This window comes from Okeania sp. SIO2F4 (assembly GCF_010672385.1).
Taxonomy (GTDB): Bacteria; Cyanobacteriota; Cyanobacteriia; order Cyanobacteriales; family Microcoleaceae; genus Trichodesmium.
Map to the genome: position 1 here is coordinate 1 of NZ_JAAHGT010000082.1, position 17,944 is coordinate 17,944.

General features: G+C 40.9%; 18 protein-coding genes and 2 pseudogenes. 10 read left to right on the top strand and 10 right to left on the bottom strand.

What is annotated here, in order from left to right:
- Positions 1-228 precede the first annotated feature (228 nt).
- From nifW to F6K22_RS07950, 4 genes are all read left to right on the top strand, one after another.
- The gene (nifW, locus tag F6K22_RS07935) at positions 229-540 is read left to right on the top strand and encodes a nitrogenase-stabilizing/protective protein NifW (protein ID WP_293095546.1); all 312 of its coding nucleotides are present in this window, start codon (positions 229-231) and stop codon (positions 538-540) included.
- A 134-nt stretch (positions 541-674) separates the two neighbouring features.
- Complete coding sequence (locus F6K22_RS07940) at positions 675-1,496, top strand: HesA/MoeB/ThiF family protein (protein ID WP_293095549.1); 822 nt, start codon at positions 675-677, stop codon at positions 1,494-1,496.
- A 184-nt stretch (positions 1,497-1,680) separates the two neighbouring features.
- A complete protein-coding gene (locus F6K22_RS07945) occupies positions 1,681-2,148 on the top strand; it encodes a HesB/IscA family protein (RefSeq protein WP_293095552.1) in 468 nt (155 codons plus the stop codon).
- A gap of 54 nt (positions 2,149-2,202) precedes the next feature.
- Positions 2,203-2,520, top strand: a complete 318-nt coding sequence (locus F6K22_RS07950) for a 2Fe-2S iron-sulfur cluster-binding protein (RefSeq protein ID WP_293095555.1) — start codon at positions 2,203-2,205, stop codon at positions 2,518-2,520.
- 135 nt (positions 2,521-2,655) lie between these two features.
- On the opposite strand, the gene F6K22_RS41800 is transcribed toward F6K22_RS07950, so the two are convergent.
- Positions 2,656-2,883, bottom strand: a complete 228-nt coding sequence (locus F6K22_RS41800) for an IS4 family transposase (protein ID WP_363273071.1) — start codon at positions 2,881-2,883, stop codon at positions 2,656-2,658.
- A 459-nt stretch (positions 2,884-3,342) separates the two neighbouring features.
- On the opposite strand from F6K22_RS41800, the gene F6K22_RS07955 reads away from it, so the two are divergent.
- The 3 genes from F6K22_RS07955 (at position 3,343) to modA (ending at position 5,191) form a co-directional block, all read left to right on the top strand.
- On the top strand, positions 3,343-3,888 hold the full coding sequence (locus F6K22_RS07955) for a flavodoxin (RefSeq protein WP_293095558.1): 546 nt from the start codon (positions 3,343-3,345) through the stop codon (positions 3,886-3,888).
- Between the two features lie 227 nt (positions 3,889-4,115).
- A complete protein-coding gene (locus F6K22_RS41805; protein WP_363273079.1) occupies positions 4,116-4,292 on the top strand; it encodes a transposase DNA-binding-containing protein in 177 nt (58 codons plus the stop codon).
- Positions 4,293-4,375: 83 nt separating this feature from the next.
- On the top strand, positions 4,376-5,191 hold the full coding sequence (gene modA / locus F6K22_RS07960) for a molybdate ABC transporter substrate-binding protein (protein ID WP_293095561.1): 816 nt from the start codon (positions 4,376-4,378) through the stop codon (positions 5,189-5,191).
- 264 nt (positions 5,192-5,455) lie between these two features.
- On the opposite strand, the gene F6K22_RS07965 is transcribed toward modA, so the two are convergent.
- The 4 genes from F6K22_RS07965 to F6K22_RS07980 all read right to left on the bottom strand — a co-directional run bounded on the left by F6K22_RS07965 (position 5,456) and on the right by F6K22_RS07980 (position 9,008).
- Positions 5,456-5,740, bottom strand: coding sequence for a hypothetical protein (locus tag F6K22_RS07965; protein ID WP_293095563.1), 285 nt, complete (start codon positions 5,738-5,740; stop codon positions 5,456-5,458).
- Between the two features lie 108 nt (positions 5,741-5,848).
- Complete coding sequence (locus F6K22_RS07970) at positions 5,849-6,559, bottom strand: RNA-guided endonuclease InsQ/TnpB family protein (protein WP_363273074.1); 711 nt, start codon at positions 6,557-6,559, stop codon at positions 5,849-5,851.
- Positions 6,516-6,794 carry a hypothetical protein gene (locus tag F6K22_RS07975; protein WP_293095568.1) on the bottom strand — a complete coding sequence of 93 codons (279 nt, stop codon included), beginning with the start codon at positions 6,792-6,794 and terminating at the stop codon, positions 6,516-6,518. The genes F6K22_RS07970 and F6K22_RS07975 overlap by 44 nt, the downstream gene beginning before the upstream one ends.
- A 1,026-nt stretch (positions 6,795-7,820) precedes the next feature.
- Positions 7,821-9,008 (bottom strand): glutamine amidotransferase-related protein, encoded by a 1,188-nt coding sequence (locus tag F6K22_RS07980; RefSeq protein WP_293095571.1) that lies wholly within the window; start codon positions 9,006-9,008, stop codon positions 7,821-7,823.
- A gap of 375 nt (positions 9,009-9,383) precedes the next feature.
- Here F6K22_RS07980 and F6K22_RS43050 point away from each other — a divergent pair.
- From F6K22_RS43050 to F6K22_RS08010, 3 genes and pseudogenes are all read left to right on the top strand, one after another.
- Positions 9,384-10,490 (top strand): annotated as a pseudogene (locus F6K22_RS43050) (RNA-guided endonuclease InsQ/TnpB family protein).
- Complete coding sequence (locus tag F6K22_RS08005; protein ID WP_293095578.1) at positions 10,487-10,666, top strand: hypothetical protein; 180 nt, start codon at positions 10,487-10,489, stop codon at positions 10,664-10,666. The pseudogene F6K22_RS43050 and the gene F6K22_RS08005 overlap by 4 nt, the downstream one beginning before the upstream one ends.
- Positions 10,605-11,822, top strand: a complete 1,218-nt coding sequence (locus tag F6K22_RS08010) for a glutathione S-transferase family protein (protein WP_293095580.1) — start codon at positions 10,605-10,607, stop codon at positions 11,820-11,822. The genes F6K22_RS08005 and F6K22_RS08010 overlap by 62 nt, the downstream gene beginning before the upstream one ends.
- Positions 11,823-12,034: 212 nt before the next feature.
- Here F6K22_RS08010 and F6K22_RS08015 read toward each other — a convergent pair whose 3' ends face one another.
- From F6K22_RS08015 to F6K22_RS08040, 5 genes and pseudogenes are all read right to left on the bottom strand, one after another.
- A complete protein-coding gene (locus F6K22_RS08015; protein ID WP_293095582.1) occupies positions 12,035-12,229 on the bottom strand; it encodes a hypothetical protein in 195 nt (64 codons plus the stop codon).
- An 824-nt stretch (positions 12,230-13,053) separates the two neighbouring features.
- Entirely contained in the window at positions 13,054-13,887 is an 834-nt protein-coding gene (locus tag F6K22_RS08020) for a 5'-methylthioadenosine/S-adenosylhomocysteine nucleosidase family protein (RefSeq protein ID WP_293095584.1), read from the bottom strand.
- Positions 13,888-14,551: 664 nt separating this feature from the next.
- Positions 14,552-15,937: a vWA domain-containing protein gene (locus F6K22_RS08025; RefSeq protein ID WP_293095586.1), complete on the bottom strand. Its 1,386-nt coding sequence runs from the start codon at positions 15,935-15,937 to the stop codon at positions 14,552-14,554.
- Positions 15,938-16,086: 149 nt separating this feature from the next.
- Positions 16,087-17,192: pseudogene (locus F6K22_RS08030) on the bottom strand (RNA-guided endonuclease InsQ/TnpB family protein).
- Positions 17,193-17,267: 75 nt separating this feature from the next.
- Positions 17,268-17,944 (bottom strand): hypothetical protein (locus F6K22_RS08040; RefSeq protein WP_293095593.1); only part of this gene is annotated, 677 nt, incomplete at its 5' end.

A 17,944-nucleotide genomic window follows, 5' to 3' on the forward strand; every position in this document is an offset into this window, starting at 1 on the left:
TCATGTCTGTTAAATAGTTAGAATTAAAGTTCGTAGTTGGGATTCAGCCCTATCTATCTTAGGGCTAAATCCCAACTACAAACAAAAACTTTTTTATCACTGATTATCCAGAGATGATATAAGTCCTAGAATCTTAAATAAAATTAAAATAGACCATAACTATTTTGATTTGTGTCTATAATCAAATAATAGAAATAGCTACTACTCAAATTGATAGGGGTTCATCAAATGAAAACATTAACAGACTTCCAAAAACTTGTCGATGCCGAAGATTTTCTTAACTTTTTTGAAATTCCTTTCGACCAAACAACTGTAAATGTAAATCGCCTCCATATATTAAAAACGTTTTCTGTAGCAATTGCAGAAGTTGACGAAAAAAAAGAACTTGCTGAAGCAGAAAAAATAACTGCATATAAAGCAGCATTAGAATCAGCTTATAAAACTTTCTTGACATCTAACGCTCAAGAACAAAAAGTATTTCCAGTATTCCAACAAGAACATAACGACGTAGTTAAATTAACAGAAATTGGTGCTGAGTAAGGAGAAAAAATGGATAATTGATGATTGATAATTAATCGAATCTAGGTTTAAACCCTCTCCTTTTAAATCGATAATTGATAATTAGAGATAGTTTTCATTATCCATTATTCATTATCCATTATCAATTAAGGAAAATGACCTCCAAGCTCACACCCAAAGAATTAGAACGTTATAGTCGTCAAATGATGCTTCCAGGTTTTGGTGAGGAAGCACAACAGCGACTCAAGTCAACAACTGCATTAGTAACTGGAGTCGGTGGGTTAGGTGGCACAGTAGCACTGTATTTAGCAGTAGCAGGTGTTGGGAAACTGATTTTAGTCCGAGGTGGGGAACTGCGACTTGATGACATGAACCGTCAAATCTTGATGACAGATGATTGGGTTGGTAAAGTTCGAGTAGACAAAGCCAAGGAAACTCTATCTGCCATTAACCCAGACGTTGAGATAGAAGCAGTACCCGAATATGTTACGGCTGAAAATGTAGACGCATTGGTACAGTCTGCTGATATTGCCCTAGACTGCGCCCACAACTTTGACGAACGGAATTTACTCAATGCTGCCTGTGTACGTTGGCGCAAACCAATGGTGGAAGCTGCCATGAATAGTATGGAAGCCTACTTAACCACCATAGTTCCTGGTAAAACTCCATGTTTGTCTTGTCTGTTCCCAGAAAAACCAAACTGGGATAGACGTGGGTTCGGAGTATTGGGGATAGTTTCTGGAACTCTAGCTTGTTTAGCAGCTTCAGAAGCCATCAAACAAATTACACGATTTAGTAAACCCCTGTGGTCACAACTGCTAACAATGGATTTGGATGGCATGGAATTTGCCAAGCGTCGCCCCTACCATGACCCCAACTGTCAGGTTTGTGGTTCTCTCACCAAAGAATTAAAAGCTGCGTCCACAGGTATTGGGAAGAATTCAACCACAGAAGTTATCACTGCGAACAGTTTGTAGTTAGAACTTTGGTTTATTTTATAAGTATGGAATTGTTAGAAACGAGAAGTTTAAAAACATTTTAGGATATGCGATCGCAATAGCGATTGCAGTATGATCGGGCTAACACTAAGACTAGAATTTTCAAAAGTCAGGGTGCATTTTTCTACAATAGAATAGGTTTTAGTGTTAGCCTGATTAATTATTGCTTCTCAAATTACCATTTTTCCTTAAACCACCAAATCACTCCAGAACAGAGGCGGATGTCGCCTATCTGGGTAATTATTTCATCGGTAAGTCTAAATTATTTTCCCTCAAAATTATGACTCTGAGTTTAACAGAAAAAGCTGCCGAAAAACTTACCAAGTTCCTGCAAGACTCAAATAAAGGCATCCGCATCTCTGTTGTGGATGGAGGTTGCAGTGGTTATCAATATTCCTTAAATATTGCTAACGCTCCCAAGGCAGATGATTTGCTCCTCGAAAAAGATAAGTTACAGATTTTTATCGACCCAATAAGTGCGCCTTTGCTAGACGGAGTTGTAGTTGACTACATTGAAGGTTTAACAGAAAGCGGCTTAAAGTTTATTAACCCTAACGCCACAGAAACTTGTAGTTGCGGCAAGTCTTTCCAGGCAGGTGGCTGCACCCCAACAGGAGTACCTTGCAGTTAACCAAGTTTTTTTGAGATTAAGTACAACTAAAAAAAAGGAGGATATAAGTAACTAATGGCTACTTACAAAGTACAACTAATCAAAGGTAAGAAAAAGCAACCCCCTGAAATTGATGTCACCATCGAAGTTGATGAGGATTCATATATACTTGATGTGGCAGAAGAAGAATATCCCGATTTAGAATTCCCTTCTTCTTGTCGCGCCGGGTCTTGTTCTAGTTGTGCTGCAAGAATAACGGAAGGAGAAGTCGATCAAGAAGACCAAAACTTCTTAGACGACGAACAGGTAGAAAAAGGGTGGGTATTATTGTGTGTAGCCAAACCAAAATCTGATTGCGTTATCAAAACTCACCAAGAAGCTTATTTAGTCTAACACAACTTGTAAATAATCATTATCGTAGGGACGTTCCATGGAACGTCCCTATTAAATTTTTGGCTTATAAAATCTTTGGTTGCATTTTCTTAGTAATGTTAATCAGTTGCCACTATAATATCCTATGGCTTACCGTTAAATCTTGAAATCATCTTCAGACGAGGATTTCGCCAACTTCCAACTCTGGGCAATGTCAAACAAACGTCTTAATCCTTTCCATAAACATTTTATTCCTGGTTCTCCGTCTTTTTTTCTGTCCAAAAATCCTCCCAGCTTTGCAATCCAAATAATTACCGTTTTTATCGGTGGAGCTACATTGGGGGGAACACTTTTTTTATGTATATAGCAATATAACGATTGCAACTCATCTTAACTGAATACTAATTATAGTCATTTCAAATAAGGATGAAACACTTTTTTGGCTGAAACCCTTTCAAGGAAAGAAACATTCGTCCCAGTCTTATTTAGAATGACTATAACTACTCATATCGGGATTATTTCTGCCCTCGTATAACAACCATAGTAATCTCCATCCTACGATAGCATAAGTGGCTAATGCTTTTTTTATGGCTCAAGTAGTGATAAGGCACACTAAAGTAACCTTATTAGGACTTACGCATAGACCATATATGTAGGGTTCAAAAACTATAACGTTATAGTTTGTTTTGACTATATATAGTACCCATGGGTAAGTACTGCTTATATATATTAGTGTTCTTGTTGCGAAAACACAACATAAGGTCTTGACACTTATTGAAAATTATTCTAGATTAATTTCAGGCAACTAATGAAATTTATTAGCAATAAGGACACGGAAGAAACATGAGTAAGATCGGTTTATTTTATGGGACAACCACAGGCAAAACTGGAGATGCAGCCGAAGCGATTCAAGCAGAATTCGGTGGTGATGACGTTGTAGAAGTCAAGGAGATTTCTGACTGCTCACCAGAAGATCTTGCTGAATATGATTACCTGATTATCGGCAGTTCAACCTGGAACACTGGAGAATTACAAGACGACTGGGCCGCCATATATGATGACCTAGACGGTATTGATTTCACTGGCAAAAAAGTTGCTTATTTTGGTACAGGAGATCAAATTGGCTATTGTGGTAACTTTCAGGATGCTATGGGCATCCTCGAAGAGAAAATCAGTGGCAAAGGAGGAACAACCGTTGGTAACTGGCCAAAAGATAAGAGTTACGAGGGTACAATAACCTCTAAAGCTTATCTCAGAACTCCTGAAGGAAAGCTACAAAAGCCAAGAGTCTTTGTCGGGTTAGCCCTCGATGAAGATAACCAATCAGAATTAACGGAAGGGCGCATTAAAACTTGGGTAGCTCAGATCAAACCTGAGTTTGGCCTGTGATTATGTTATCTTAAGGAATTATCCTTATCAGTGGATTATCATCCTTAATCAATAATTTTGCCCACCGTCCCCATATCATTAATATGGGGACGGTGGGCAAGTCTTTAGAATTGTTTAACGAACCTTCTGCTTCTATATCTAGAGAACTATGCCTTACCGTTATCTTCTGAATCGCTTATGATCATTGAATCATAACCGCAAAACTAAATTAAAGGAAATTATTCTCAATACAGTCTTGGGCAGAAGAAGAATTGAAAGACACAGGATTACCAGATCAAAGATTAAATCGACGACTGATCAAGATTGTTGAACAGGCATTATCTACAGTCCCAGTTACTACCTTTTTAACAGTACCTTTAAAAGTATTACGAGCGCTAATCTTCATATTTAAGCTCCAAATATGAAATTCTTCACTCGTGAAATGTTAACAAAAAAAACTCTACAATATTAATAACTTTGAGAAAAATTCAACATTGGAGTAATAGATATGAAAAAAATAGCGATCGCGACTTTAAAATTTATAGCCATACTTGCTTGTTTATTAATAATTAGTTGCAGCCAAAATACCAATAATTCATCTTCTCAGTCTACCACTTCCAGAATAAATTTAACAGTTTCAGCAGCAGCTAGCCTCAAAGATGTAATGACAGAAATCAAACCTATTTATGAACAACAAAAAACTAATATTTCTTTAACATTAAACTTAGCTTCTTCTGGTTCTCTACGACAACAAATTGAACAAGGTGCGCCAGTAGATTTATTTATCTCTGCATCTCCTTCTCATATTAATATGTTGCAAGAAAAAGGTCTCATCATAGATGAAAGTCGTCGCGACTTACTGAAAAATCAAATGGTGTTAATAGTTCCCCAAGAAAATACAGCTTTAGTTAACACATTTCAAGATTTAACAAAAGACGCTATTAGTAAAATATCTATTGGCGAACCAAAAAGTGTTCCAGCCGGAAAATATGGCAAAGAAGTTTTAACTTCTCTCGGTATTTATAAAGCAGTAGAACCGAAAATAGTTTTTGCAAAAAATGTACGTCAAATAGTAAATTATGTAGCAACAGGAAATGTTGATGCTGGCATTGTTTATCGAACAGATACTAACGCTTCAAATCAAGTAAAAATTGTTGCTAATGCACCGGAAAAATATCATACACCAGTAGTTTATCCTATTGCAATAATTAAAGATAGTAAAAATATTGAAGCTGCTGAACAACTAGAAAAATTTATGTTTACCCCAGAGGCAAAAGCTGTATTTGAAAAATATGGTTTTATTACACTAGAAAAGAGGGAATAGGGAGCAGGGAGTAGTGGGAAATAATTGATGATTTCTGTGGGATAATTGATTTAACTTTTTATTATTCGAGAGCTTTACTATGCAACGATTATTAATTGGGTTAAACAAGTAGGAAAACTTTTATTAAATCCGAAGAATTAGTCACCGTAATACAATCAGGACTTACCCAAACCAACTAAGAAACTAGGTTTATTTCCCTGATTATTGTTGTTAAAACCACAAGGTTTCGTCGATCAACCCGGTTTCTGCGTAAGTCCTGACTATTTAACTGAACTCCTCAGCAATGATACCTAACTCTCGCAGTTTCGCTACCAAGCGATCGTTTTGTTTTTTGGCCTCAGTAGCTTGTTGTTTAGCTGCTGCTTCTTCTTGTTCCGCATTAATAGCTCGTTGTTCGGCATTGGTAGCTCTTTGTTTAGCTGCTGCTGCCTCCTCTTCTAGAGTCGGTATCAAATCTCCTTCCAGAGTCATCCATCGTAACCAGAGTCTATCTCTCTTATTATAACTACCTTGCCACAAACCCAGACTGAGTTCTATCTGCGGAACCAATAAACTTCCCTCATTCAATTCTACTCTTTGGTAGCGATTTTGGGTGTGTAATTCATAATAGTTTTGACATACTCCCGACGTTGCCCTTACGGGACAACGCGGGATTCTTCAGTCAGAGAAACTCTGACCGCTGCGCGCGTGTGAGGTGATGTCCTCCCCCTGTGTTGATAGCAATCCTATTTTTTGTATTAGGAGTGCTGAGTTATAGTCTCTGTCTAGTTCCTGTCCACATTTAGGACATGAATGCCTTTCATGTCGCGCAGCGAAACGCTCAGATAAGCTTTTAGAGACTTTATTCAAGCATTCCCAACAGTGTTGAGATGTACCTCTTGGATCTACTTTGATAATTCTCTTGCCAAGTTTCCACGCAACATACTCTAACACTTGAATAAACTGGCCAAAGGCTGCATCCTGCAAAGATTTATTTAATCCTGACTTAGCTGATTGACCATTGGGCAAAAACTGACCATTGTCATCTAATTTAGCTTTGCAACGTCTAACTAAAGAAGCTATTTGTAGGTCTTCTAAAAATATCACGCTTACATCACTGAACAAATGATAAGCCAGCTTGAATTGCCAATCCAAAAGTTGTCTAGCTATTAGTTGATGGAGTTTAGCTATTTTACCCTTGAGAATCTTCCAAGACTTTGAATGTTTTCGTCTTTTAGCCAATCTCACTTGAACTTTAGACAGCCGATGTTCAGAGAGCCTAAAAAACTTAGGCACTTCTATAAACTCGCCATCAGATGTGACAGCATAGTGCAGCAATCCTAAATCAATACATGCATGAGTTTTCCCAGGTGGGCTGGATTTCTCCAACCTCTACAGGTACTGTTTTGTCTTCTATCGTGAAGCTAATATACCATCCGTCTGCTTCACGGATGACTGTACCTGCTTTAACCTTGAATCTTACTGGGCGTTGCTGAAACCTTGGGATGAATCTTTGCACAAAAGGTAAATTCCATCTTTTACTTCCTCTTTCTCTAAGGCTATAATTCCAGGAGGCAAAAGACCCAACACGGACCACACGGACCACACGGACCACACGGACCACACTAATTCATCCCACAAATATGCAACGCCTCTTACTGGTATTGGGCGATTTTATACTAAAGGGACTAAGCCAATCTTTGGTAAATTGACACAATATTGACCATTGGCATTTTTGACGGGTATGGCATTTGAGAACTGAGGATAGCTGAAGGAATTATAATAATGTTTACCCTTGAATTTCGGTCTGCCACTGGTTTTACCGTGTTTATCAGGTAAGGCACAAGTTATCCATCGCAGTTTGTACGCGCTGGATTACATCTTGCAATACCTGGGAGTGCATAGACTTATATTCAGGAAATAGTTTTTTAGTCTGTGTTAAATCTGCTAGTTGAACAGTTTCCCACAAGACATAACCATTAACTATATTCGCGCGCTTATCCCCTTTTTTTGTGATCGGATTACCATTACTGTCCTTTTTTCTGCCCCATACGTGTTTGTATTCTAAATTCAGGGATATTTTAATAAATCCAGTGTAGGGACGTTCGCATTTTCGTTACCGGCCAACTCAACAAAAATGCGAACGTCCCTACTACTGAAACATTAAGAGGACAATGCTGTACTGGTGTGCGCGTGAGTTCAAACCAGTTTAACCTTTCAGCTAAACGGTAATTATATTGCTTTCTCGCCATGGACAACCAAATTGTCAATAGCTATAGCAAACAGGACTATGGGAAAATCGCACACGCTAGTCCGGCTTTCCCATACGACGCTCCCCTAACCGAAAGCGCGGGACTTCCCGCCGGGGAAGTTAAATTTTTCTCTATCTCTACAATATTCTGAAATATAAATTTGCCGCGAAAAATTCTAGATTAATCTACCAATGTGTCTGACAAGATCTCGAAACTATAGTCTGGTGGTAGTTCTCCATTCCGTTAGTTACGGTTCCCGAGAAATATGATTTTTCGGGAACCGTGTGTTATAAGAAACCCGGTTTGTGGGAAGTTCAGTTATACAGCGGAGGATTTAAAACAAACCCGGTTTCTACGCTTTTTTATACCGATACTACCGGATTTGATATTACTCATTTTTAGAGAGCTGACTGAAGCATACGTGCTAACAAACGAATTCCGTCAGAATTTTTCATATCTTCCCAGGAAAGTGCCCAACCTTCAGATGCGGTTATTAAGGATTCATCAAGTTCTGGGTGAAACTGCGTAGTTAGTGCGTTCCGGCCGTTCTCCCAATAAATACCGGTTGCTGCAACCTCACATAGCGGATTGCCACTTTGAGTATGTGTTGAAGCTAAAATTTCGACACCAATAGGTGCAGACATTAGGCTTTGTAGGTCGAGATTCGAGGCTGCTTCAACGCTGTAAGCAGTGATCGCATGGTGAATTTGCTGATAAGCCCAACATACGAAGCGTATTGATTCTTCTGATACTTCGTTGCCATGAAATGCCTGAATGTGCATATCGTTCTCGTACTGGAGTGCTACATCAATAATGGCATCAAAACGTTTTGCTACTACACGATATGCCTCCGTGATTTCAGTTGGAACATGGGGAAGTTCGATATCCCGGTAGGGGTATAACCTTGTATTAGAATGGCTAATTTCTTCATTCTTCGCAACGGCAAATGATTCATCGTTCCAAGATTTGGCAACAGTACCGTAACTCTTTTCGACCTTTAGGCTATTTGCAATCTCGGCAATACGACGACTGACAGCAACAAACGCTGGTTGTTGTGATTTTTCTAGACGATCCACAGATTCACGGATTAATTCTACATGGGCCTGCGCCGTAAGCTGATGAGAGAGACAAATGCCAATGAAAGGCACCTGTTTTAAGAGGAATTCAACAATCAGTTGCGTAGCATCTGAACGAGGAAATGCTGGCGAAAAAGTATCTTTTACATGAACATCCGGTTCGCCCCCTTCCAATACTATAAGTTTGGCTACGCTTGCCAGGGAAGCAAAGCGCTTTAGGTCAGAAATACCATGCTTCCAAGCGGGCACAATAAGGGTGGGTAAACCCAGGATTTGATCGACAATATAGGCCACGTTCTCTGATGCAATGACCCCAACCTTATCCTTCGGTCGTTCGCCAACATGCTCCCAGGGTTCAATAACCACAACACTTTCTGCAATTTCTCCAGGATCGACGAGAGAAAGATCGTCTACATGACGACCCCAGGTAGGACTACGGTCACCGAGAGGATTTGGTGTATTACGTTCAGTGAGAAAAGCATCAATTAAAACTTGACTAGATTTAGACATTTATAGCGCCTCTGATTTGATTAAGACTTATATTTTACAATTTTTCCCAGTGCAGCCTTAATTCCTTAACAAAAAAATCAGAAGGTTTTAGAGCGGTAATTTCAATAAAGTCTGCTTCCAAATACTTGATATTATATTCTTCTTGAACTTGAGCAATAGTTTTATAATCACTAAAAGCTATGAATAACTTCTATCTCTCTTTTGTCACTTTCCGGTTTATGCTATTATTGGGAAATTCTAGAGCCAAGCTATACTCGATGATTTATCTCCAGAAGCAGAAATGCTTGAGGATATTTTGGCAATACTCTATTGTTTTTCAAGTCGGCTATATGGCTTGAGAAAATATAAAACTCAAATAGAAAGCGACCATGAAGTATGTACAAGTCAATCAAAACCAAACTTAAACTAAATAATAAGCAAAAAACGTTCTTAGCCCAACACGCAGGTTATTCAAGGTGGGTTTATAACTGGGGTTTAAGTTTATGGAATGCTGCTTACAAGGATGGTTATAAGCCCAACGCCCGTAAACTGAGAGAGGTTTTTACCAATCACACAAAACCTCTTTATCCCTGGATGAAAAACCTGTCATCTAAAGTTTACCAATATGCACATCAAGAAACTTGGGTGAAGCATTTAAAAGGTTTTTTCAAGGGTTGGGTAAACGTCCACGGTTTAAGAAGAAAGGCAGATCAGATTCTTTCACAATTGATAATTGTGGAAAGCCAGTGGAATTAAACGGATGGAGTCATAAATTACCTTTTATTGGTTGGGTTAAGACTTATGAGCCAATTGAGGCGACTACTCAAAAAATAACCATTAGTAGACAAGCGGGCAATTGGTACTTAAGTTTGAGCTATGAATTTAGTGCAACTCCCACACCAAAAATTACTGATGTTGTAGGTGTTGATTTAGGGGTAAAAACGCTAGCAACACTAAGTACTGGTCAAGCTTTCCCAAGCATTAAACCTTACCGTACAGCTCAAGATAAACTAGCAAAATTGCAACGCGAACTGAGCAGGAAAGTAAAACATTCAAATAACTGGCACAACGCTGTAATCAAGCTAGCTAGACAGCACAGACGAGTAGCTTTTCATGTCGCGCAGCGAAACATCCGCAAAGATGCACTTCATAAATTGACAACACATTTAGCCAAGAACCACGGCCATGTTGTTATTGAAGACCTTAATGTCTCTGGAATGATGGCTAACCATAAGCTAGCTAAATCAGTTAGCAGATAGTGGTTTTATGAATTTCGTAGGCAGTTAGAATATAAAACTCAGTGGTACGGTTCTGAGTTAGTAGTAGCTGATAGGTTTTTCCCGTCCTCAAAAACTTGCTCGAATTGTGGTCATGTTCAAGATATGCCATTGCATTTGAGGACTTATGATTGCCCAGAGTGTGGCTTGTCAATCTTATTGAGATTTAAATGCTAGTATAAATTTGAGACATGCGGTCGGCTTGACCGTTAATACCTGTGGATGAGAAACCGCCGACGGCCTCGTAGGGACGTTGCATGCAACGTCCCTACAGCAGGAAGTAAACATCAAGTTGTTACGTTATGTGACGCTTTGTATCAGTTTTATGGAGCAGTAGCTTATGAGATCGACCAAATCTTTGCCTTTGAGTTGGGAAAAACTACAACAACTCGCCACATTTGAGCGAGATACGGTGAACGGACCAACCAATTCCCAAGCTAGATTACGGCTGTTTGGACAAGCCGAATCAGATGTGCGAGTTACTCTTTATCGCGATCATCATGCTTGGTGTCCTTATTGCCAAAAAGTGTGGCTGTGGTTAGAGGAAAAGCAGATTCCGTACCGTATAGAGAAAGTCACTATGTTCTGTTATGGAACGAAAGAAAAGTGGTATAAGCAAAAGGTGCGGTCGGGAATGCTTCCTGCACTAGAACTTGACGGTCAGGTAATTACAGAAAGTGATGATATCTTATTAGCATTAGAAAACGCATTTGGCCCATTAAATCAGGTAGGAATGGGCGATCGCCGAGCGCTGCCTCTGCGCCAGCTAGAACGCCTTCTCTTTCGTGGCTGGTGTACTTGGTTGTGCTACCCCACGCGGTCGCAAAGGGACGATCAACGCAGTCGAGATCAATTTACCTCCATCGTGGCTCAAGTTGAAGCAGCTCTGGCCAATACTCCAGGACCTTATTTTCTGGAAGAATTTGGTATAGTTGATGTGGTTTTTACTCCCTATGTCGAGCGGATGAATGCTAGCCTCTACTACTACAAAGGCTATTCATTGCGAGAAGAAAATCCAAAGTTCTCTGATTGGTTTGATGCTATGGAAACCCGATCCACCTATAGAGGAACACAAAGCGATTTTCATACCCATGCCCACGATTTACCACCGCAAATGGGGGGATGTTATCGTAACCAAGAATCTCAAACTGAGATTAATCAAAAGCGAGTCGATTGTGGTCCTTGGTTCGGATTACCAGATGTGATGTATCCAGAACCAGAAACTTCTCGAGCAGAAGCTCTGCAACGGACGATCAAGCATCGTCATAATATCATTCGCGTTAATCCAGCCGACGATCGCCTTTTTGATGAAGCCTTGCGTTGCGCTCTGACTTACATGATAACAGGAGAACTCTGTCCGCCACCATCTGCTTCCGATCCAGCCCTACGCTACCTACGCGATCGGATTAGTGTACCGAGAGATATGTCCATTTATGCCGCCAAACGACTGAGAGAAGCATTAGAAACCACGGCAGCTCTATCTGGCTATCGCCAAGGAATACCCATTCCGGTGCGCGATCGACGCGATCAAGATCCAGCTAATTTCACCCAAATTTAACCCTCTTCAAATCTTTGATGGCAGAGGGGATGAGAGAGACTCTCTATTTTATTTTTAATAGGACTTACGCAGTACAACGTATTTTCGTCCGAAGCGACCGACTCTTAAGCAATCTCAAATCCTAGTTTTTCGTACCTCGTGCGTAAGTCCTGTTTAATAAAGGACATGGGGTGCTCTTAAACTTTGGTGTTGAAGGCAAGAAAAAACCGAGTTTAATTCAAATCTGCTTCCCTTTTGCTTGACAATAAAAAACTTATCGTTCCGAAAATTTTATCTAAATCGGTAATAGTAATTCTCAACTTGCTTTTTGTAAATTCATCGGATACTAATTTTCCAAATTGCCATAATTCTCCATCCGTTACTATCCCATACACAGGAAGTTCCTGGGCTTTATTTAATTTTTGCACGGCAATCAACTCAGCGAGACATTGCCCCCATTCCTCAGCTCCTGAAAAAAAATCGGCGCGTCAAAGGATTTTCCGTTGCATCCTGACAATTTTTGTGATATAATAAAGATTAACTGGGGTTATTTGACTATATACATGGCTTTTTATTCAACTAAGAATACTGTAGCTTTGATAGCGAATGTTGTAGAAAGAAAAATCAAAGTAAAAAGATATCAAATGGGTTCTATCCCAAAGGAAGAATTGATTAAGGTATAGACTGATGATGAATATTAGAGTACGAAAAAGTTTTTCCCTACTCCCTACTCCCTACTAAAATCATTCTTTTTTGCTTCAACAACAATGACGATTGGAAAACCCAAAACAGTTTTACCTAACTCTGATTTTGTTGAGAACAAGTAATCAGGCGCTCCATTTAGTTTAGCATCGTATGTTATGGATTTGTGGCTCCAAAAAGTATACTTATCAATAAAACTTTTATCAACTTCTCTTAAAATTGGATAAATAATATTTTCGCATATAAACTTCTCTTAAAATTGGATAAATAATATTTTCGTATCTTGATGATTCAGACCTGTATATATCCATGTTCTGTTCATTTGCGGTTGAAAGGGTTTCGGGAAGCGGGGCTGGAGGACGCGATCATTTATGATGTTTAGGGCGTATTGAGGAAAATTTTGGCGTTGTAAAATTGTGGGCAGACCGGCGCGATCGCCGATATTTGAAACCTATACCAAAAAAAACTTTCAGTTATCGGCTTATTTGGATATCATCCCTAAAATTTCCAACGCCAAAATTGTAGCTAAAGGGAGCGATAACGAACTGACTTAACTGTTGTCTACCACAAGCTCAACATAATAGCGATCGACAAAACGTTTGGTAAAAGCTGCACTCGCATAGCAGGCATATTCGTGATATGAATCATTTTTCTGTTGGTCAGCAAAATCGACCACTCCCTTAACGATAAACGACTCAGTTCGTCGGGACGATGTCGTACTCATACTGGTTGCCAGAGCCACAGCATAAGACTCCATATCTAGCCCTAATAGCTTTCTCTCAGCAGAAAGAATTCCTTCCACAACATTAGAATCTGCCACTACGGCGGCACCACTACCTATTGAGCCAATGTGAATAGTCAAAGGGTCTTGGGGACGATCCTCTAGCGGGTATTCTGCGTGAATAGCCTCACCCATACCCTTGTCATTCCGGAAAACTTCTAACAATTGCCAAAGCCAAGCATCAACCAAGACTGGTTCAAAAGCTGGACGTAACTTACCATCTACCACTTTACCCGAGCCATAATCAAAAACTTTGTTAGCAATGATTAAATCACCGAGATTAACATTCCCCCTAACACCAGCACAGATACCTGTCATCACAACCAGTGCAGGAGACCACAAGACCAAGCTTTTCGTGGACAGAATCGCGGCATGAGGCATGCCCATCTGGAGTTGAGAGACCACAACTACCTTGAGTACACGATCGTTAATCTGGTAATCACATACTTGATATATAGTGCCCTCTCGCTTAACATCCCTCCATTCTGTGCTAAAAACTCTCTGCACCCATTTTCTTTCTTCATAGAGAGCCGTAATAATCAATATATCGGCTTTTTTATCATAAGTGTGGTCTACCACTACATCGTTATACTCGTTGCTCATTTTCAGTATCCTTCATATTACATGTTGACTTTTTTCAATAAAAGCTAACAGTGTATTAGATTGCACTTGTGGTCTAATTCCTCTGATAGCCTGATTATCAAGCAGTTGCAGGATAACTCCGGTAATCTGGGTGTTATCTGGCAAGTGCAGGTAACACTCCGTACAGGAAACTTCTACCACGTTTTAGGTAGATAGTAATGCAATGCTGCTTGACACACAAGCCAACTTTTCAAAACTTAACATATTCCCTATAGAAGCCTAACCGTATCTTTGCCCGCGATTAAATTTTTGAGGAGCGGAGTCATCTGTAGGAAGCGCGGCATCAAGGTGAAAAAAATCTCCAATATACCTCCAATAGCAATAAGTAGGTAGACAAAATTATTTGTATATTTGCCGTGTATTTACTAATCGGCTATATTCCCTTTAGCTTTTACCTATTGACTCTTGCCTACCACCGCCAAAATATTAAATTAATTCTGTCCAGGTACTTAGGTAATCTCCCCACACTCCCCACACTCCCCTACTCCCAATCATAGAGCCCAAATGGGTTCTATATACCTCAGCAGGGTCGCACCGCAATTCGCCATGTCCAATTGCTCTGTTGAAGCACTTTTGCTGCCAAAGCTTAACCCTGTGCAATCGAGAGCGGATTGATTGCACAGGGTTAAGCTTTCAAATAAGCTCCTTGCCCCAGATGCTGTAGCTTGGGATAACAACTCCGGTAATGCGCCTCACTCACAAACAACCACAGAATACGAGTACGCCGATTCTGAGGCGGTGCGGGGCAAGGAGCATAACCATCAGTGTAAACGATCAGACCATCGTAATCCCGATGTTCCTCCAGATACGCCAAAACCGGGTCAAAATTCGTCCCGCCTCGTCCCGTTAACTGGACTTCCCGTTGGGCGCGACGGAACGTCATCACATCAGTTGTAATCTCAGCATCAAATTGAATCACATCGATCGCCTGCACACCATAATTAAAAAAGCGATTTACCACCGAAAACCCCTGCCGTAGCTCCTCTGTCCCCATCGAGCCACTCACATCAATGGCAAAGAGCAATCGGGTGGTAAAGTCACGACGACTGCCCATATAGGCGAACCCATAACGGCGATTCGGTTTCATCCGGGTTAGCCGCCGTTGTTGGCTGAGGATAGAGGTGCGAAACTTACGCAAAACCGCCCGATAATCCAGCTTGGGGTGCAGATTCGCCAAAATCTGTTCCCGCAACTTGCCCCCAATGCTGCCCCAACTGTCATTAGCTTGATCCATTCTCACTAGCTCATCCAGGCGATCGATCAACAATTCATCTCGATCCCACTGGTTAGTATTTTCAACACCGCTAAGAGTGGCGTCGGTATAGACCGAGAGGAGGTCTGGGGGGCGAACGCTGGAGTCTGAAGTCGGATCGGATTCCTCTACGAATTCAGGTTCAAATGATTCAGATTGAGCAGATCCAGACGTTCCGGACGCAGGTGCAGCATCAGTTTTCCCCGTCCCTGCTCCCGGCGTTCCAGAGGCTGCCTCCTCCGGACTGGGGGACTGTTGATCGAGCAACTGATGGTAGTAAAACTCGAAGAATTGTCGATCGTAGCTGCTATCGCCAAAGACATCCCGCGCCCGAGGAAACGGCAGCTCAGTTTGCAAATATTCCTGGAGCGTTAAATTGCTGGCAGCATAGCTAATCTTCGAGTGAGCTTGGCGGCGACTGTAGGGGTGTTTCAGAATAATTCGTAGTGCTTCAAAGCGCAGGGTGGCTTCCAAGTGGCGATCGCTCAACTGCTCAATAAACTCTGGATTGTACTCAATCCTGCCCCGTTGAACGCGAATCGTTTGAATGCGTGGCTCAGAGACTAAGGCGTGACTGGTCCAGGTAGCCAGCAACAGTGGCTCAACAAGCAGCCACTTTTCCACAATCCGAGCAATGCGGTGACGGGCGATCGGTTTTGTTCTCATATCGCATTTTAAATAGTTTTGGCCACAAAAATCTCCGCGGCGCTCAGTTGCAATTCCGGGAAAGCCAAAGACTGCTCCATAAAACTGATACAAAGCATTACATAATGTAACAACCCGATGTTTACTTCCTGCTGTACGGACGTTGCACAGGCAAAAATGCGTTTCATGTCGCGCAGCGTTAACGGAGTTGTGCGTTAGCTAAACGTCCCTAAGGCCGTCGGCGGTTACTCATCCACAGGCATTCATGCACAGGCATTCACGGTCGAGGCGACCGCATTTCTTAAATTTATACTGGCGTTTAAATCTCAATAAGATTGACAACCCACAATCTGGGCAGTCATAAGTTCTCAGATGCAAGGGCATATCTTGGACATGACCGCAGTTAGAACAAGTCTTTGATGATGGAAAGAATCTATCTACTACTACTAAATCACAACCGTACCATTGACATTTATATTTAAGCTGTCGCCTAAATTCGTAAAATCCTTGGTCTGCTATTGATTTCGCTAGCTTATGATTGGCTAACATACCCCTGACGTTCAAATCTTCGATGACAACACTACCGTGGTTTTTAGCTAAGTATGTTGTCAATTTATGAAGTGCGTCTTGACGGATGTTTACTACTTTTCTATGCAATGCCGCTATCTTTAGTTGTGTCTTTTTCCAGTTAGCAGAACCCACCTCTTTATGACGATTTAGGTATTGCAGCCGAGACAACTTAGCTTCAAACTTCTGATACGACCTCACGCTTTCAAATACTTTTCCATCACTTAATGTAGCCAAGGTTTTTACACCTAAATCCACACCGATGACATCAGTTTTTTTTTGTGTAGCGTGAGAATGAAATTCATAGCTACAACTGAGGTACCAATCCGAAGCTTGTCTACTAATAGTTATTTTTTTAGTTGTTGCTTCAATTGATTCATAAGTTCTGACAATACCAATAAAAGGTAGCTTATGATTCCATCCGTTTAATTCTATTGGCTTTCGGTGAATTATCAATTGTGAAAGAATCAGACCTACCTTTCTTCTTAAACTTTGGGTATCTTCCTAATCCTTTAAAGAACCTTTTGAACGCTTCACCTAAGTTGACGTTTGCGCAGCATTCCGTAGGAAAAGCATATTGGTAAACCCTAGAGGACAAATTTTTCATCCAAGGATAAAGAGGTTTTGTGTGATTAGTAAAAACTTCTCTAAGCTTACGAGCATTGGGTTTATAGCCAGCCGTGTATGCCGCGTTCCACAAACTTAACCCCCAATTATAGCACCATCTGCTATAGCCTGCATGTTGAGCCAAGAGGGTTTTTTGCTTATTATTTAATTTAAGTTTGGTTCTGATGGATTTCATGTATGCATGAACACAGTCTGTCCAATAGTACGGTTAATAATCTATTATATCGTTATTTTTTGATTAAGTCAATGCTCAAACCTCAATCCCTTCCAAATACTCTGATAAAAAGTCAATCAGCTCTATTGATTCAGCGACAAACCTCATGGCATCGCTAAATTTGGGGCTTTGAACGAGAGAGGAAAAATGAGCTATCGCCTCCTGTTGTTTAGCCTTACGGAGATACTGGAGATATTTCAACAGATTTTTGCGGGCATTATCCGCTTTTGTTTCGGGGCAATGCCCGGTATTGAGGCAGAGCAAGACCTGTTCGTTCAAACTCGCAAAGTCCTGAATCTCCAGTTCTTTGAGCTGTCTGGAATACTTAGAATATTGCAACAGGAGTTGCTCAGGCCCCAGCCCCCTTTGAGTAGGGAGGCTTTGGCGAAAGGCTATACTAGCCCGACTCCCCACCATACCAGCAATCAGTTTGAAGTGAATCTCTTCCAGCTTTGTATGGTTGCCAACAAAATCCGCGACTTTGACCCAAGCGCGACGATCGGGGGTTTTGATCGAGCCTGCGGTGGCGATCGCCGCATCCGCATCCGGATTGTCACCATCAAGATACTCCGGATGCTGTTGGATAAACGTCAGCACCCGTGAATCTATATCCTGCCCGGCAGCCCAAAGCAGCAAATCTTCCACCGTCGGCACAAACTCGTAGAGATTGAACCGCGACACCAGAGCCGGATCGAGTTCGGTCAGTTGATATT

What these genes read in the sequence shown, in the direction of transcription:
- nifW (WP_293095546.1), top strand. Translation starts at nt 229, where the DNA reads ATGAAAACATTAACAGACTTCCAAAAACTTGTCGATGCCGAAGATTTT.
- F6K22_RS07940 (WP_293095549.1), top strand. Translation starts at nt 675, where the DNA reads ATGACCTCCAAGCTCACACCCAAAGAATTAGAACGTTATAGTCGTCAA.
- F6K22_RS07950 (WP_293095555.1), top strand. Translation starts at nt 2,203, where the DNA reads ATGGCTACTTACAAAGTACAACTAATCAAAGGTAAGAAAAAGCAACCC.
- F6K22_RS07955 (WP_293095558.1), top strand. Translation starts at nt 3,343, where the DNA reads ATGAGTAAGATCGGTTTATTTTATGGGACAACCACAGGCAAAACTGGA.
- modA (WP_293095561.1), top strand. Translation starts at nt 4,376, where the DNA reads ATGAAAAAAATAGCGATCGCGACTTTAAAATTTATAGCCATACTTGCT.
- F6K22_RS07980 (WP_293095571.1), bottom strand. Translation starts at nt 9,008, where the DNA reads ATGTCTAAATCTAGTCAAGTTTTAATTGATGCTTTTCTCACTGAACGT.
- F6K22_RS08005 (WP_293095578.1), top strand. Translation starts at nt 10,487, where the DNA reads ATGAGAAACCGCCGACGGCCTCGTAGGGACGTTGCATGCAACGTCCCT.
- F6K22_RS08010 (WP_293095580.1), top strand. Translation starts at nt 10,605, where the DNA reads ATGAGATCGACCAAATCTTTGCCTTTGAGTTGGGAAAAACTACAACAA.
- F6K22_RS08020 (WP_293095584.1), bottom strand. Translation starts at nt 13,887, where the DNA reads ATGAGCAACGAGTATAACGATGTAGTGGTAGACCACACTTATGATAAA.